Source organism: Streptomyces sp. IBSBF 3136, from assembly GCF_036815105.1.
GTDB lineage: Bacteria > Actinomycetota > Actinomycetes > Streptomycetales > Streptomycetaceae > Streptomyces.
Genome location: NZ_JAJSZC010000234.1, coordinates 1 through 12655, shown reverse-complemented (window position 1 = coordinate 12655; position 12655 = coordinate 1). Strand labels below are relative to the sequence as shown.

Annotated in this window: 8 protein-coding genes; 6 read left to right on the top strand and 2 right to left on the bottom strand. The window is 71.3% G+C overall.

What is annotated here, in order from left to right; translation table 11 throughout:
* From V7E45_RS33735 to V7E45_RS33725, 3 genes are all read left to right on the top strand, one after another.
* Positions 1-882 (top strand): PrsW family glutamic-type intramembrane protease (locus V7E45_RS33735; RefSeq protein ID WP_443056323.1); only part of this gene is annotated, 882 nt, incomplete at its 5' end.
* Between the two features lie 75 nt (positions 883-957).
* A complete protein-coding gene (locus tag V7E45_RS33730; RefSeq protein ID WP_333778052.1) occupies positions 958-1197 on the top strand; it encodes a heavy-metal-associated domain-containing protein in 240 nt (79 codons plus the stop codon).
* Between the two features lie 133 nt (positions 1198-1330).
* Positions 1331-3580, top strand: a complete 2250-nt coding sequence (locus tag V7E45_RS33725; protein ID WP_333778051.1) for a heavy metal translocating P-type ATPase — start codon at positions 1331-1333, stop codon at positions 3578-3580.
* A gap of 591 nt (positions 3581-4171) precedes the next feature.
* Here V7E45_RS33725 and V7E45_RS33720 read toward each other — a convergent pair.
* A complete protein-coding gene (locus tag V7E45_RS33720; protein WP_319147379.1) occupies positions 4172-5461 on the bottom strand; it encodes a citrate synthase in 1290 nt (429 codons plus the stop codon).
* Positions 5462-5700: 239 nt separating this feature from the next.
* Positions 5701-7956: an SF1B family DNA helicase RecD2 gene (gene recD2, locus V7E45_RS33715; protein ID WP_333778050.1), complete on the bottom strand. Its 2256-nt coding sequence runs from the start codon at positions 7954-7956 to the stop codon at positions 5701-5703.
* A 126-nt stretch (positions 7957-8082) separates the two neighbouring features.
* On the opposite strand from recD2, the gene V7E45_RS33710 reads away from it, so the two are divergent.
* The 3 genes from V7E45_RS33710 to V7E45_RS33700 are packed head-to-tail and all read left to right on the top strand — an operon-like array spanning position 8083 to position 12567.
* A complete protein-coding gene (locus V7E45_RS33710; RefSeq protein ID WP_333778049.1) occupies positions 8083-9105 on the top strand; it encodes a LacI family DNA-binding transcriptional regulator in 1023 nt (340 codons plus the stop codon).
* Complete coding sequence (locus V7E45_RS33705) at positions 9102-10622, top strand: sugar ABC transporter ATP-binding protein (RefSeq protein WP_333778048.1); 1521 nt, start codon at positions 9102-9104, stop codon at positions 10620-10622. Before V7E45_RS33710 ends, V7E45_RS33705 begins: the two co-directional genes overlap by 4 nt.
* Positions 10612-12567 carry an ABC transporter permease/substrate-binding protein gene (locus V7E45_RS33700; protein WP_333778047.1) on the top strand — a complete coding sequence of 652 codons (1956 nt, stop codon included), beginning with the start codon at positions 10612-10614 and terminating at the stop codon, positions 12565-12567. Before V7E45_RS33705 ends, V7E45_RS33700 begins: the two co-directional genes overlap by 11 nt.
* The last annotated feature ends 88 nt before the right edge of the window (positions 12568-12655 follow it).

Genomic DNA, 12655 nt, shown 5'->3' with positions numbered 1-12655 from the left:
GGCCCGCGCCGATGCGCGGGCCTGTGGAAACGCTGCCTGGCCTGCGGACTCGCCGCCTGGACGCTGATCGCGCTCGCCGCGTACGCGACGCGCAGCACCGCGGCACTGCCGGCCCTGATCCTGCTCGGCGGCTTCCTGGTCCCGGTCGCCTTCGTGCTGTGGGCGTACGAGCGGCACAGCCGGGACCTGGGCGTCAGCGCGATCCTGGGCTGCTTCCTGGCCGGCGGCGCGCTCGGCGTGCTGGGCGCCTCGGCGACCGAGCCGTACCTGCCCCGCCTCTCCCTGGGCATGTTCACCGGCGTCGCCCTGGCCGAGGAGGCGGCCAAGCTCGGCGCGCTGGTGTTCGCGCTGCGTCGGCAGCCGGGCATCCGGGGGACGCGGGCCGGGCTGGTGCTCGGCGCGGCCGTCGGCCTCGGCTTCGCGGCACTGGAGGGCTGCGGCCACGCCATCGGGGCGGCCGTCTCGGCCGGGGGCGCCGACCTCAGGGGCCTCGTGGGGACGGAGCTGCTGCGCGGGGTGGTCACCCCCTTCGGGCAGGGCCTGTGGACGGCGATCGCGGGTGGCGTACTGCTGTCCCTGCGCCACCCGAACGGGCACTTCCGGCTCGCCGCGCCGGTCGTCGGCACCTGTCTGGGCGTCTCGGTGCTGCACGCTCTGGGGGACGCCACGCACGGCGTCGCGATCTGGCTGGTGGCCCTGCTGTCGGGCACCGGTCTGGACGCGGAGCCGTTCGCCCAGGGGTACCCGCCCCGGCCCGGCGCCGTGGAGCAGCACCTGTTCCTGGTGTTCTCGGTCGGCGGCCTGGTACTCGTCGGGCTGCTGGGGGCCGCCTGGGCACGGTCGCTGGCGCACCGGGACCCCTCTTGGAGAAATACCCCCTAGGGGTATACTGTGAGGACGTGGTGGGGCTCCACCGTGAGCCTCACCGGCCCCGCCCGCCTCGACGAGGAGAACGACATGAGCGCCCAGACCGACACTTCGGGCTCCGTCACCACCGTCTACAAGGTGACCGGTATGAGCTGTGGACACTGCGAGGGCTCCGTCTCCGGTGAGATCTCCCAGATCCCCGGCGTCGACTCGGTCAAGGCCGTCGCGTCGACCGGTGAGGTCACCGTCGTCTCCGCGGTACCGCTGGACGACGAGGCCGTGCGCGCCGCCGTGGACGAGGCCGGCTTCGAACTGGCCGGCCGGGCCTGAGCCCCGGTCCCGCAGCGCGGGCCGAAGCCTCCGGGCCCGCCCCGCGCGGGCCCCGCAACCTTCCCCCGACCGGGCCGTGCCGACCAGCTCATACTGGATCCGTACGGTCCGGTCCGATGTCTGGAGTCCGGACATGACCAGCACCACCGCAGAAACCGGGACAGCGAGCGCGATAGGCGCCACGTCCGAGGTCGAGCTGCTCATCGGCGGGATGACGTGCGCCTCCTGCGCCGCCCGGGTGGAGAAGAAGCTCAACCGCATGGACGGCGTGAGCGCCACGGTGAACTACGCGACGGAGAAGGCGAAGGTCAGCTACACCGAGGGCGTGGCGGTCGCCGACCTGATCGCGACCGTGGTGCGGACCGGCTACACCGCCGAGGAACCCGCGCCACCGCCCACCCCCGCGGCCGCGGAGGAGCCGGCCGAGCGCGACCCCGAACTCGCCGCGCTCCGGCACCGCCTGCTCGTCTCCGCCCTGCTCGCCGCGCCGGTCGTCCTGCTCGCCATGGTCCCCGCGCTGCAGTTCGACAACTGGCAGTGGCTCTCGCTCACGCTCGCCGCACCGGTCGTCGTCTGGGGCGGATGGCCGTTCCACCGGGCCGCCTGGACCAACGCCCGGCACGGCGCCGCCACCATGGACACCCTGGTGTCGGTCGGCACGCTGGCCGCGTTCGGCTGGTCGCTGTGGGCCCTGTTCTTCGGTGACGCGGGCATGCCGGGCATGCACGACGAGTTCCGGTTCACCGTCTCCCGGACGGACGGCGCCTCCACCGTCTACCTGGAGGTCGCCGCCGGCGTGGTCGCGCTGATCCTCCTCGGCCGCTATCTGGAGGCCCGTTCCAAGCGGCGCGCGGGCGCGGCCCTGCGGGCCCTGATGGAGCTGGGCGCCAAGGACGTCGCCGTGCTCCGCGCGGGGCGCGAGGTGCGGGTGCCGGTGTCCTCGCTGACCGTCGGCGACCGGTTCGTCGTACGGCCCGGCGAGAAGATCGCCACCGACGGCACGGTCGTCGAGGGCGTCTCCGCGGTGGACGCGTCCATGCTGACCGGCGAGTCGGTACCGGTGGACGTCGGTCCCGGCGACCAGGTCACCGGCGCCACCGTCAACGCGGGCGGCCGGCTGGTGGTCGAGGCCGGCCGGGTCGGCGCCGACACCCAGCTCGCCCGGATGGCGAAGCTGGTGGAGGACGCGCAGAGCGGCAAGGCCGAGGTGCAGCGGCTCGCCGACCGGGTCTCCGCCGTCTTCGTCCCCGTGGTCATCCTGATCGCGCTCGGCACCTTCGGCGGGTGGCTGGGCGTCACCGGCGACACCGTCGCCGCGTTCACGGCCGCCGTCGCGGTCCTGATCATCGCCTGCCCGTGCGCGCTGGGCCTCGCCACGCCGACCGCGCTGATGGTCGGCACCGGCCGGGGCGCCCAGCTCGGCATCCTGATCAAGGGCCCGGAGGTGCTGGAGTCCACCCGCCGCGTCGACACGGTCGTGCTGGACAAGACCGGCACCGTCACCACCGGCCGGATGACCCTCCAGGACGTGTACGTCGCCGACGGCGAGGACGAGAAGCGGGTGCTGCGGCTCGCGGGCGCGCTGGAGCACGCCTCCGAGCACCCGGTCGCCCGCGCGATCGCCGCGGGCGCCGAGGAGCGGGCCGGGGCGCTCCCGGCCGTCGAGCACTTCGAGAACGTGCCCGGACGGGGCGTGCGCGGCCGCGTGGAGGGCCGTGAGGTGGCCGTGGGGCGGCTCCTCGGGGCGCTGCCGGAGGAGCTGGCCCGGGCCGCCCGGCAGGCCGAGCGTGAGGGCCGTACGGCCGTCCCGGTCGGCTGGGACGGCCGGGCGCGCGGTGTCCTCGCGGTCGCCGACGCGGTCAAGGAGACCAGCGCCGAGGCGGTGCGCGAGCTGCGCGCGCTCGGGCTGACGCCGGTGCTGCTCACCGGCGACAACCGGACGGTCGCCGAGTCCGTCGCGCGGGCCGTCGGCATCGACGAGGTGATCGCCGAGGTGCTCCCCGAGGACAAGGTGGACGTCGTGCGGCGGCTGCGGGGCGAGGGACGCGCCGTGGCGATGGTGGGTGACGGCGTCAACGACGCGGCCGCGCTGGCCACCGCCGACCTGGGGCTGGCGATGGGCACCGGCACGGACGCGGCGATCGAGGCCGGCGATCTGACGCTGGTCCGCGGTGACCTGCGGGTGGCCGCGGACGCCATCCGGCTCTCCCGGCGCACCCTGGCCACGATCAAGGGCAATCTGGTGTGGGCCTTCGGCTACAACGTGGCCGCGCTGCCGCTGGCCGCGGCGGGCTTGCTGAACCCGATGATCGCGGGTGCGGCGATGGCCTTCTCCTCGGTGTTCGTGGTCACCAACAGCCTGCGGTTGCGCCGCTTTCGCTGAGTCACCGCAAGTTACCGGGGGTTAGGTACACGGGATGTAAGAGACCCCCTAGAGTCAGGCGCGAGCCTCACATAAGCTCTTCACAAGGCTCGCGCATCTTCCTTACGCTGGGGCACCGATCGCCGGATCGGGGCTCTTGCGCATCTAAAGGACATATGCAAGAGACGCAGATCACAGTGATGCGAACGTAACCATCGAAGGGCTTCGAAGGTCTAAGTTGGCGATGTCAGAACAGCGTCTTGGGGGGCGCTGACTGGCATCTGGGGATGTCTTGGGGGACTTCCTCAGAGATGCGTTGCCGGGGCACGCACACAGGGGAGCTTTGAGCGGCCCTCCCAGCGTGCGTTGTCCCGGCAGATCGCACATCACTGGAGCACGACGGGTCCGCCCGGCGTGCTCGGACAGCGGTTCAGGCGCTGTCTCTCCGAGCGCCCGGCCGGATCCCGTGGGGGGAATCCGCACCGGGACATGGGAAGGCGCCCTGGTCGTCGGCCCGTGGGGGGACCGGCGTCTCAGGGCGCCTTCCGCTTTTTCGTCTGTCACCGCCGGTTCAGGGCCTGCCGGTCCGGCAGGCCCTCGCGCTCAGTGCGGTCAGCGCTCCTCGACGGGCACGAAGTCCCGCTCCACCACGCCGGTGTAGATCTGGCGCGGGCGGCCGATGCGGGAACCCGGCTCCTTGATCATCTCGGTCCACTGGGCGATCCAGCCCGGCAGCCGGCCGAGGGCGAACAGGACCGTGAACATCTCGGTCGGGAAGCCCATGGCCCGGTAGATCAGACCGGTGTAGAAGTCCACGTTCGGGTAGAGCTTGCGCTCGACGAAGTAGTCGTCGGAGAGCGCGTGCTCCTCCAGCTTCAGGGCGATGTCGAGGAGCTCGTCGGACTTGCCGAGAGCGGAGAGGACATCGTGCGCCGCAGCCTTGATGATCTTGGCGCGCGGGTCGAAGTTCTTGTAGACCCGGTGGCCGAAGCCCATCAGGCGGACGCCGTCCTCCTTGTTCTTCACCTTGCGGATGAAGGTGTCGACGTCGCCACCGCTCTCCTGGATGCCCTCGAGCATCTCCAGGACGGACTGGTTGGCACCGCCGTGCAGCGGACCCCACAGGGCGCTGATGCCGGCCGAGATCGACGCGAACATGTTGGCCTGCGAGGAGCCGACCAGGCGGACCGTGGAGGTCGAGCAGTTCTGCTCGTGGTCGGCGTGCAGGATCAGCAGCTTGTCCAGCGCGGCCACCACGACCGGGTCGAGGTCGTACTCGTCGGCCGGGACCGAGAAGGTCATGCGCAGGAAGTTCTCGACGTAGCCGAGGTCGTTGCGCGGGTAGACGAACGGGTGACCGATCGACTTCTTGTACGCGTACGCCGCGATCGTCGGAAGCTTGGCGAGCAGACGGATCGTGGAGAGGTTGCGCTGCTTCTCGTCGAACGGGTTGTGGCTGTCCTGGTAGAAGGTGGACAGCGCCGAGACGACCGAGGACAGCATCGCCATCGGGTGGGCGTCGCGCGGGAAGCCGCGGTAGAAGTTCTTGACGTCCTCGTGCAGCAGGGTGTGCCGCGTGATGTCGTTCTTGAAGGTGGAGAGCTCGTCGACGGTCGGCAGCTCGCCGTTGATCAGCAGGTAGGCCACCTCGAGGAAGGTGGAGCGCTCGGCCAGCTGCTCGATGGGGTAGCCGCGGTAGCGGAGAATCCCCGCCTCGCCGTCGAGGTAGGTGACCGCGGATTTATAGGCGGCCGTGTTGCCGTAACCGCTGTCCAGAGTCACCAGACCGGTCTGGGCGCGGAGCTTCCCGATGTCGAAGCCCTTGTCACCGACGGTGCTGTCGACCACCGGGTAGGTGTACTCGCCGTCGCCGAACCGCAGTACTACAGAGTTGTCGCTCACGTCTTCCCTCACCGACGTAGTGCCTCATCTTCGAGGTGCCCTGACTGTCTCTACCATCCCCCATTTGGCTCAGGAGAGTGCACTCGGGGTCGACCATTGGGCCTATCGGCGGCACTCAGTGCCGCCAACCTGCTCATCCTGCCCCCTCGGACCCGCATCTGGAAGTGCTCTGTGACCTTTGCGACTCGTTTGATCGATCATTTTTTGTGATCCGCGCCGTCGCCCCTGGTCAGGATCGGTCAGGAGCCGGCCAGCCGGAAGTCCAGCGCTGTGCACCGCCGTCCGGCGGACACGGTGCGCACCGCCTGGCCGATCGCCTTGCGTGAACCCACCAGGACGACCAGTCGTTTGGCCCGTGTCACCGCCGTGTACAGCAGGTTCCGCTGGAGCATCATCCACGCGCCGGTGGTGACGGGGATCACCACCGCGGGATATTCACTTCCCTGCGAGCGGTGGATGGTGACCGCGTACGCGTGGGCCAGTTCGTCCAGTTCGTCGAACTCGTAGGGCACCTCCTCGTCTTCGTCCGTCAGCACCGTCAGCCGCTGGTCGACCGGATCGAGCGAGGTGACCACGCCCACGGTGCCGTTGAAGACCCCGTTCGCCCCCTTCTCGTAATTGTTGCGGATCTGGGTGACCTTGTCGCCGACGCGGAAGACCCGGCCGCCGAATCGCTTCTCGGGCAGGTCGGGCCGGCCGGGGGTGACGGCCTGCTGGAGCAGGCCGTTGAGGACGCCGGCGCCGGCCGGACCGCGGTGCATGGGCGCCAGCACCTGCACGTCCCGGCGCGGGTCGAGCCCGAACCGGGCCGGGACACGGCGGGCGGCCACGTCCACGGTGAGCCGGCCGGCCTCCTCGGTGTCGTCCTCCACGAAGAGGAAGAAGTCCTTCAGCCCCTCGGTGAGCGGGTGCAGCCCGGCGTTGATGCGGTGCGCGTTGCTGACGACGCCGGACTGCTGGGCCTGGCGGAAGACCCGGGTGAGCCGCACGGCCGGGACCGGGCCGCCGTCGGCCAGCAGGTCCCGCAGCACCTCCCCCGCGCCGACGCTCGGCAGCTGGTCCACGTCACCCACGAACAGCAGGTGCGCCCCCGGCGGCACCGCCTTGACCAGCTTGTTGGCGAGCAGCAGGTCGAGCATGGACGCCTCGTCCACGACCACCAGGTCGGCGTCCAGCGGGCGGTCCCGGTCGTAGGCCGCGTCACCGCCGGGCTTCAGCTCCAGCAGCCGGTGGACGGTGGAGGCCTCGGCGCCGGTCAGCTCGGCGAGGCGCTTGGCGGCCCGGCCGGTGGGCGCGGCGAGCAGCACCTTGGCACGTTTGGCGCGGGCGAGTTCCACGACCGAGCGGACCGTGAAGGACTTGCCGCAGCCGGGTCCGCCGGTGAGGACGGCGACCTTCTCGGTCAGCGCGAGCCGCACGGCGGCCTGCTGCTCGGGGGCGAGGTCGGCGCCGGTGCGCTGCTTCAGCCAGCCGAGCGCCCTGTCCCAGTCCACGTCCCGGAAGGCGGGCATCCGGTCCTCCTGGGTGCGCAGCAGCCGCAGCACCTGGGCAGAGAGGGACAGTTCGGCGCGGTGGAAGGGCACGAGGTAGACGGCGGTGACGGGCTGGGAGTCGCCGTCGGGCCCCGGCACCTTCTCTCGGACGACCCCCGGCTCCTCGCCCTCCTCGCCCGGCCCGGCCAGCTCGGCCAGGCACTCGATGACCAGGCCGGTGTCGACCTGGAGCAGTTTGACGGCGTCGGCGATGAGCCGCTCCTCGGGCAGGAAGCAGTGCCCCTGGTCGGCGGACTGGGACAGGGCGTACTGCAGGCCCGCCTTCACCCGCTCCGGGCTGTCGTGCGGGATGCCGACGGACTGGGCGATCTTGTCGGCGGTGAGGAAGCCGATGCCCCAGACGTCGGCGGCCAGGCGGTACGGCCGGTTGCGGACGACGGAGATCGAGGCGTCGCCGTACTTCTTGTAGATGCGTACCGCGACGGACGTCGAGACCTCGACGCTCTGGAGGAAGAGCATGACCTCCTTGATCGCCTTCTGTTCCTCCCAGGCGTCGGCGATCTTCCGGGTCCGCTTGGGGCCCAGGCCGGGGACCTCGATGAGCCGCTTCGGCTCCTCCTCGACGATCCGCAGGGTGTCGAGGCCGAAGTGCTGGGTGATGCGGTCGGCGAAGACCGGGCCGATGCCCTTGACCAGGCCGGAGCCCAGGTAGCGGCGGATGCCCTGGACCGTGGCCGGCAGGACGGTCGTGTAGTTCTCCACCGTGAACTGGCGGCCGTACTGGGGGTGCGAACCCCAACGCCCCTCCATGCGCAGGGACTCGCCGACCTGGGCGCCGAGCAGGGCGCCCACCACCGTCAGGAGATCGCCGCCGCCGCGGCCGGTGTCGACCCGGGCGACCGTGTAGCCGTTCTCCTCGTTGGCGTACGTGATCCGCTCCAGCACTCCTTCGAGCACGGCGAACCGCTGTTCGCCCGTGGGGTTCCCCGCCTGTTGAGCCATGAGCCGACGGTACCGGCCGGCTCTGACATCACGATCCGGTCTCAGGGCCTTGCGGATGGCCGTGTAATCGATTCCAATCCTCCGTGTAATCGATTCCATGCGTTCCACGAGGAGGTGGAGCCGGCGATGACGAGCATCAAGGACGTCGCCGCGGCCGCGGGTGTTTCGGTGGCCACGGTGTCGCGCGTCCTGAACGAGCACCCGTCGGTCAGCGCGGACGCGCGGCGGCGGGTCACGGCCGCCGTGCAGGACCTCGGCTACCGGCCCAACGCCGTCGCCCGCTCACTGCGCACGGACCAGACCCGCACCCTCGGCCTGGTCATCAGCGACGTGCTGAACCCCTACTTCACCGAACTGGCCCGCGCCGTCGAGGAAGAGGCGCGCGCACTCGGCTACAGCGTGATCATCGGCAACGCCGACGAGCGTCCGGACCTCCAGGACCACCACGTACGGACCCTGCTGGACCGGCGGATCGACGGGCTCCTCGTCTCCCCCACCGACGGCGGCTCCCCGCTCATGCTGGACGCCGCGCGCGCGGGGACGCCGATGGTGTTCGTGGACCGCTGGATCCCCGGGGTCAAGGTGCCCGTCGTGCGGGCCGACGGCCGGGAGGCCGTACGGGACCTCGTCGCCCACCTGTGCCGGCTCGGGCACCGACGGCTCGCGATCATCGCGGGACCGGCGGCCACCACGACCGGCAGCGAGCGCGTCGACGCCTTCCGGGACGCCATGGCCGAACACGGCCTCCCCCTCCCGGACGCCTACATAGGGCAGGGCGACTTCCAGGCCGGCAGCGGACGGCGGGTCACCGAGGGGTTCCTCGACCTGCCCGAGCCGCCGGAGGTCGTCTTCGCGGCCGACAACCTGATGGCACTCGGTGCCCTGGACGCCGTCCGCGCGCGCGGGCTGCGCGTTCCCGACGACATCGCGCTGGCCGCGTTCGACGACATCCCGTGGTTCGTGCACACCGATCCGCCGGTCACCGCGATCGCCCAGCCCACCGGCGAGCTGGGCCGGGCCGCCGTACGGGCCCTGGTCGACCGCATCGAGGGACGGCCCCCCGCGTCCGTCACCTTCGCCGCCCGGCTCGTCGTACGCCGCTCGTGCGGCGAGCCCTCCCCCTCCCCAGTGCAAAGGAGCACGTCGTGAGCGACCCGGACGAGTTGCTGCGCATCGAGGGCATACGCAAGACCTTCCCCGGCGTGGTCGCGCTGGACGGCGTCGACTTCGACCTGCGCCGCGGCGAGGTGCATGTGCTGCTCGGTGAGAACGGCGCGGGCAAGAGCACGCTGATCAAGATGCTCTCCGGTGCCTACACCCCCGACGCCGGGCGGATCCTGGCCGGCGGCGAGGAGGTGCGCATCCACGGTGCGCAGGACTCCGAGCGCCTCGGGATCGCCACCATCTACCAGGAGTTCAACCTGGTCCCCGACCTGACGGTCGCGGAGAACATCTTCCTCGGGCGCCAGCCGCGCCGGTTCGGGATGATCGACCGCAAGGCGATGGAGGCGGCCGCGGCCGTCCTGCTGGAACGCGTCGGCGTGGACGTCTCGCCCCGCGCGCGGGTGCGCGAACTCGGCATCGCACGCCTGCAGATGGTCGAGATCGCGAAGGCGCTGAGCCTGGACGCCCGCGTGCTGATCATGGACGAGCCGACCGCCGTGCTGACCTCCGAGGAGGTCGAGAAGCTCTTCTCCATCGTGCGCAGGCTGCGCACGGACGGGGTGGGCGTCGTGTTCATCACGCACCACCTGGAGGAGATCGCCGCCCTCGGCGACCGCGTCACCGTCATCCGCGACGGGAAGTCGGTGGGCCAGGTCCCCGCGTCCACCCCCGAGGACGAGCTGGTGCGGCTCATGGTCGGCCGCTCGATCGAGGCGCAGTACCCGCGTGAACGGCCCGAGAGGGGCGCCGCGCTGCTCTCCGTCGAGGGACTGACCCGCGACGGCGTCTTCCACGACGTCGGCTTCGAGGTGCACGCGGGCGAGGTCGTCGGCATCGCGGGGCTCGTCGGGGCCGGCCGTACGGAGGTGGTGCGGGCCGTGTTCGGCGCCGACCCGTACGACAAGGGGACCGTGAAGGTCTCCGGTGCCCGGGTGCGGCGCGGCGACGTCAACGCCGCCATGGCGGCCGGCATCGGCCTGGTCCCCGAGGACCGCAAGGGACAGGGGCTGGTGCTCGACGCGTCCGTCGAGGAGAACCTCGGCCTGGTGACCCTGCGCTCCGCCACGCGCGCGGGGCTCGTCGACCTCAAGGCGCAGCACGAGGCGGCCGGGCGGATCGCCGGGCAGCTCGGGGTACGGATGGCCGGACTCGGCCAGCACGTGCGGACGCTGTCCGGCGGCAACCAGCAGAAGGTCGTCATCGGCAAGTGGCTGCTGGCCGACACCAAGGTCCTGATCCTCGACGAGCCGACGCGGGGCATCGACGTCGGCGCCAAGGTCGAGATCTACCAGCTCGTCAACGAACTGACGGCCGCCGGTGCCGCCGTCCTGATGATCTCCAGCGATCTGCCCGAGGTGCTCGGCATGAGCGACCGGGTGCTGGTGATGGCCCAGGGCCGGATCGCGGGCGAGCTCGCGGCCGGTGAGGCCACCCAGGACGCCGTGATGGCACTCGCCGTAAGCAACCCCACGACGGAAACGGAGGCCCCCCGTGGCCACTGACACGCTCAAGAGCACCCCGGGCGCGGGTGGCGCCACGAGCGGCCTGCGCCGCCTCCTGCTCGACAACGGCGCGCTCACGGCGCTGATCGTCCTGGTCATCGCCCTGTCGGCGCTGTCCGGCGACTTCCTGACGACGGACAACCTGCTCAACGTGGGTGTCCAGGCGGCCGTGACCGCCGTCCTCGCCTTCGGTGTCACCTTCGTGATCGTGTCGGCGGGCATCGACCTGTCGGTGGGCTCGGTGGCGGCCCTGTCTGCCACCGTGCTCGCCTGGAGCGCGACCTCGCACGGCGTGCCGGTGTTCCTCGCGGTCGTGCTGTCCGTCGCCACCGGCGTCGTGGCGGGACTGGTCAACGGCTTCCTCATCGCCTACGGCAAACTGCCGCCGTTCATCGCGACGCTCGCCATGCTGTCGGTGGCCCGAGGCCTGTCGCTGGTCATCTCCGGGGGCTCGCCGATCCCGTTCCCGGGCTCGGTCTCCCACCTCGGCGACACGCTCGGCGGCTGGCTGCCGGTGCCGGTGCCGGTGCTGGTCATGGTCGTGATGGGGCTGGCGGCGGCCGTCGTGCTCGGCCGGACGTACATCGGCCGCTCCATGTACGCGATCGGCGGCAACGAGGAGGCGGCCCGCCTCTCCGGACTGCGCGTCAAGAAGCAGAAGCTCGCGATCTACGCCCTCTCCGGCCTGTTCGCCGCCGTCGCCGGCATCGTGCTGGCCTCCCGCCTCTCCTCGGCGCAGCCGCAGGCCGCCGACGGCTACGAGCTGGACGCGATCGCCGCGGTCGTCATCGGCGGTGCCTCGCTCGCGGGCGGTACCGGCAAGGCGTCCGGCACGCTGATCGGCGCGCTGATCCTGGCGGTGCTGCGCAACGGCCTCAACCTGATGAACGTCTCCGCCTTCTGGCAGCAGGTCGTGATCGGCGTGGTCATCGCGCTGGCGGTGCTGCTGGACACGGTGCGGCGCAAGGCGGGGGCGACCCCGCCGGCCGCCGGGACCGGTGGCGGCAAGGGCAGGCAGGCCGGGACGTACGCGCTCGCGGCGGTGGTCACCGTGGCGGTCGTGGGCGCCACCTCCTTCCTGCACAGCGGTTCCGGCGCCTCGACTGCCCCGCGGATGGGCCTGTCCCTGTCCACCCTGAACAACCCCTTCTTCGTGCAGATCAGGGCGGGCGCCCAGGCCGAGGCGAAGAAGCTGGGTGTGGACCTGACCGTCACCGACGCCCAGAACGACGCCTCCCAGCAGGCCAACCAGCTCCAGAACTTCACCAGTTCCGGCCTCGGCGCGGTCATCGTCAACCCGGTGGACTCCGACGCGGCGAGCAACTCCGTGAAGGCCGCCGACAAGGCGAAGATCCCGGTCATCGCGGTCGACCGCGGCGTCAACAAGGCCACCGTGGACGCGCTCGTGGCCTCCGACAACGTCGCCGGCGGTGAACTGGCCGCCAAGACCGTCGCCGAGAAGCTCGGCGGCAAGGGCAGGATCGTGATCCTCCAGGGGCAGGCGGGCACCTCCGCGGCCCGCGAGCGGGCGGAAGGTTTCGCCAAGGGGCTGAGGGCGTACCCCGGCATCCAGGTGCTGGCCCAGCAGCCGGCCGACTTCGACCGCACCAAGGGCCTCGACGTGATGAGCAACCTGCTCCAGGCGCACCCGGACGTCCAGGGTGTGATCGCCGCCAACGACGAGATGGCCCTCGGCGCCGTCAAGGCCCTGGGCGCCAAGGCCGGCCGGTCGGTGCAGGTCGTCGGCTTCGACGGCACCCCCGACGGCCTGACCGCCGTCAAGGACGGCACGCTGTACGCGTCGGTCGCGCAGCAGCCGAGCCGGCTGGGCAGGATCGCGGTGGACAACGCGCTGCGCGCGGTGCGCGGCAAGAAGGTGGAGCCGACGGTGAAGGTGCCGGTGAAGGTCGTCACGAAGGACAACGTGGCGGGCTTCAGCGGCTGACGACGGGGAACGGGGGGGGGGGGGGGGGGGGGGGGGGGGGGCGGCCCCCCCCCCGCCAAATATTATTACTAGTTATATATAAAATAAA